The organism is Neobacillus drentensis, from assembly GCF_036962765.1.
Classification (GTDB): domain Bacteria; phylum Bacillota; class Bacilli; order Bacillales; family Cytobacillaceae; genus Neobacillus; species Neobacillus drentensis_C.
Genome location: NZ_JBALOS010000321.1, coordinates 1 through 3,644 on the forward strand (window position 1 = coordinate 1; position 3,644 = coordinate 3,644).

The 3,644-nt window shown below is 38.3% G+C and carries 5 protein-coding genes; 4 read left to right on the plus strand and 1 reads right to left on the minus strand.

All coding sequences use genetic code 11. The features are described 5' to 3' along the window. The first annotated feature begins 20 nt into the window (after nt 1-20). From V7137_RS28270 to V7137_RS28285, 4 genes are all read left to right on the plus strand, one after another. The gene (locus V7137_RS28270) at nt 21-923 is read left to right on the plus strand and encodes a VanW family protein (RefSeq protein WP_420490195.1); all 903 of its coding nucleotides are present in this window, start codon (nt 21-23) and stop codon (nt 921-923) included. A 78-nt stretch (nt 924-1,001) separates the two neighbouring features. Beyond that, nucleotides 1,002-1,253, plus strand: a complete 252-nt coding sequence (locus V7137_RS28275) for a hypothetical protein (protein WP_335701142.1) — start codon at nt 1,002-1,004, stop codon at nt 1,251-1,253. Between the two features lie 200 nt (nt 1,254-1,453). Then, nucleotides 1,454-2,683 carry a peptidoglycan-binding protein gene (locus V7137_RS28280; RefSeq protein ID WP_335701143.1) on the plus strand — a complete coding sequence of 410 codons (1,230 nt, stop codon included), beginning with the start codon at nt 1,454-1,456 and terminating at the stop codon, nt 2,681-2,683. Between the two features lie 26 nt (nt 2,684-2,709). After that, nucleotides 2,710-3,252, plus strand: a complete 543-nt coding sequence (locus V7137_RS28285; RefSeq protein ID WP_335701145.1) for a peptidoglycan-binding domain-containing protein — start codon at nt 2,710-2,712, stop codon at nt 3,250-3,252. A gap of 177 nt (nt 3,253-3,429) precedes the next feature. Here the strand turns inward: V7137_RS28285 and V7137_RS28290 are convergent. After that, on the minus strand, nt 3,430-3,644 hold a 215-nt coding region (locus tag V7137_RS28290; RefSeq protein WP_335701144.1), incomplete at its 5' end, for a MerR family transcriptional regulator.

A 3,644-nucleotide genomic window follows, 5' to 3' on the forward strand; every position in this document is an offset into this window, starting at 1 on the left:
GGAAAGGAGGCATCGTGGAAATGAATTTTACTTGGTTACTTGGGTTATTATTTTTATCTCAGCAAGTGAATATGCCAGACAGTTTATTAATCACTAACAACGGGCACCCTTTATCGGTTGTTAATTGTGCTGATTTATCGATGAACTTACCTGCAATACCTATTATTAATACAGAAAAGTTAAACAAATGTATGGATCAAATTGACAAACATATTTCTAAAATGCCTAAAAATGCAATTAAAGATAAGTCCGGAAAAATTATACCTGAACATGTTGGTTACCGTTTATATCGTCAGAGCTTTACAGAAAAAGTCTTTTCTTATTATTTTAACAATGGTTCACCTAAAATAGAGGTCCCCTTACTAGCAATTTATCCAAGAGTTGACAGTGAATTACTTGGAAATATTCAAAATGAAAAAATCGGAAAATATGTAACATCCTTCAATATAACTAACAAAGAAAGAACCAATAATATTTATCTTGCAACAGAAGCTATTAATAATTTTGTTCTTTTTCCAGGTGAAATATTTTCCTTTAATAAAGTTGTTGGAAAAAGAACAGCAGGAAAAGGATACATGCCTGCACCAGTGATCCTAAGAGGTGAATTAGCAAAAGATATTGGCGGTGGAATCTGTCAGGTATCATCTACCCTTTTTAATGCAGTAGATAATGCGGGATTAAAAGTTACTCAGCGCTTCTCACACAGCAGAAAGGTTACATACATTCCACCTGGGCGGGATGCCACTGTTAGTTGGAATGGACCAGATTTTGTTTTTAAAAATAAATACAATCAACCAATACTAATTCAATCAAAAACGGTAGGGAACAAGTTAACTATCGAGATATATTCTTCAGATGTCATTAACTATATTCCTAAAAAAGTGCCACACCTTCCTTATGAGCAAAATCACCCACCCAAGTAAGACTATACTGGAGGAAAAACATGGACGTTTTTATCGACCCTGATTCTACTTGTTCTAGTAATCAGTTTAGGGATTGCCTTGCAAAATCCTAATACACCCTACATGACGATGGCAACGGTCGCTGGTCTTGGTGGTGGGAATTTCGCATCCTCTATGGCGGCAATGGGCCCTTTTTTTCCAAAGGCAAAACAGGGGTCAGCTCTTGGGATTAATGGCGGTTTAGGGAATCTTGGAGTTAGCCTTGCCCAGTTTTTAATACCACTGGTGATTACCTTTCCACTGTTTGGTGCATCGGCGGAAAGCCGCAAGCGGTTCCTAATGCAGGCATAGTCACTCCTTTTTTTATTAGTATGAAGAAGGAGGACTGTATTTAAACGGAGAAGAGCGAATCACATAAAGCATGTAACGGGCAAATTTCCAGCGAGAGAGTTTTCCCTCCATTTTTAACACGGATTCATATAATATCCTTCGTGAAATATAATGAATAATGAAGACGAATATTATATAAATCCACTATTTGGAGGTTAATAATGGGGGTAGGATATTTAAAAATAGCAGCGCGTGCCGGAGATGGTGCTTTACCGGTAAGCGGTGCAAATATTGTTATGAAAGACTCCAGTGGGAAAACTCTTAAACAACTGAAAACCGATGAGAGTGGAAATACTGAAGCGGTACCATTGTACGCTCCAGATAAAGCTAGTACGTTAAGATCTAACAATCCTGGTCCACATTATTCAACATATGATGTGGAGGTTAGTCACGCAAAATTCATCACAAATATAATTTGTGGTGTCCAGGTATTTGACACTGTAACATCCACATTACCAGTGAGTATGGCGCCTGTACCGAGGACATTTGAAAAAAGCAATTTGGTAAGGGAAGTAAATATCCCCTCACACGGACTTCAAACTCAAGTAGGTCGGAAACAACAAGGGCCTAAAGTACAACCTAAAGTACTTCGTGATGTAGCGATTCCTGAATACATTACGGTACATCTTGCCCACCCTGACTCATGGGCAAGAAATGTTCGCGTGAAATTTATTGATTATATCAAAAACGTAGCATCAAGCGGAATCTATCCAACCTGGCCACAAGCTTCTCTTGAAGCGAACATATACGCTCAAATCACTTTTGCTCTAAACAGAGTGTACACAGAATGGTATAGGTCGAGAGGTTATGATTTTGATATAACAAATTCTACAAGTGTTGACCAAGCTTTTGTGGATGGAAGAGATGTATTTGAAAACATAAGTGTGATTGTTGACAAGATATTTAACCAATACGTTCGGAGACAGGGGCATAAAGAACCGTTTTTTACAATGTTCTGTAATGGAACAACATCAACATGCCCAGGGGGACTTTCACAGTGGGGTACAGTTGACCTTGCAGAACAAGGTATGAATCCTTTTCAAATACTTGATCATTATTACCCTGATGACATTGAGGTAGTAGAAACGAACAATACGATTAGCGTAGCAGAGTCCTATCCCGGTGCAGCTTTAAGGGAGGGAAATCAGGGTCCTAGTGTTGAGACCATGCAAAGGTATTTAAACAGAATACGAGTCAATTATCCGCTTATTCCACAAATCGCTAATCCGAATGGAATGTTCGGAAGCGAAACGACTGAAGCAGTTAAAACATTTCAAAGTATTTTTGGACTAACGCCCGATGGGGTAATCGGGAAAGAGACATGGTATAAAATATCTTATTTATATGTAGCGGTGGAGAACTTGAAAGTGAAGGAGAATGGATCGATATAGGAGAAGTTCCGCCAACTGTCGTTTTAATAGAAGGTTCAAAAGGTGCGCCTGTCGCTCAATTGCAATTTATTCTTAATACGATTTCATGGTTTTACCCCACTGTACCTTCTGTCATACGAGATGCAATGTTTCGAGCTACAACAAAAAAATCAGTTATGGAGTTTCAGAAAACATTTAATTTGCCGCCTGATGGAGTTGTTGGTCGTGCGACTTGGGATATGCTTTATAGGGTTTATAAAGGGATTGAAGGGAATGTGGAAATCCCTAAACCCCTTCCCGGGATTGTTCCACCAACTGAACCGCCACCTGAAACGGATCCACCTTATCCTGGAATGCTTCTCCGTGTAGGCTCTAAGGGTGAGAGTGTTTTGTTAATACAGCAATATCTAAATGACATTTCAAAGGTTTATTCAGCAATTCCTAAGCTTGCAGCCGATGGTATTTTTGGTAAAAGAACCAATAAAGCTGTGATCGCCTTTCAAAAACAATTTGGTTTGTCCGCTGATGGGATTATTGGTCCAGCAACTTGGAAACGTATTGTAGCAGAGCACAATAAGATTACAACATAAACCTTATCTCTGGGTGCCCGCTAGAAGGACACTCTCTTTATTTATTTATGAGGGCACTCCTTATAATTCATTTAGGACTGTTGGTCGGGATGGCTTTGTGTGTTTTAATGTAGTCTCTATAACCAATAATTTTTTTATCAAGCATCTTCTCTGTGGATAATAAGTTATTTATCTGATTTAGAATGGAACTTCTATGTTCTTCTCAAGAAGTTTAATCCTTGCTTGAGTTGTAGTTTCTCCTTGTCTTACTAAATCGATATATTCTCTTATTTGTGCAATCGGCATTTGTGTCTGCTTTAATTTCATCACAAATTTCATCCATGTAAGATGCGTCTCATCATATATTCTTTCTCCGTTCTCATTTCGATCAGGAAAAATAATCTTTTCTTTTT

Excerpts from the sequence above, each read along its gene's own strand:
- V7137_RS28270 (WP_420490195.1), top strand. The coding sequence starts at position 21 with ATGAATTTTACTTGGTTACTTGGGTTATTATTTTTATCTCAGCAAGTG.
- V7137_RS28280 (WP_335701143.1), top strand. The coding sequence starts at position 1,454 with ATGGGGGTAGGATATTTAAAAATAGCAGCGCGTGCCGGAGATGGTGCT.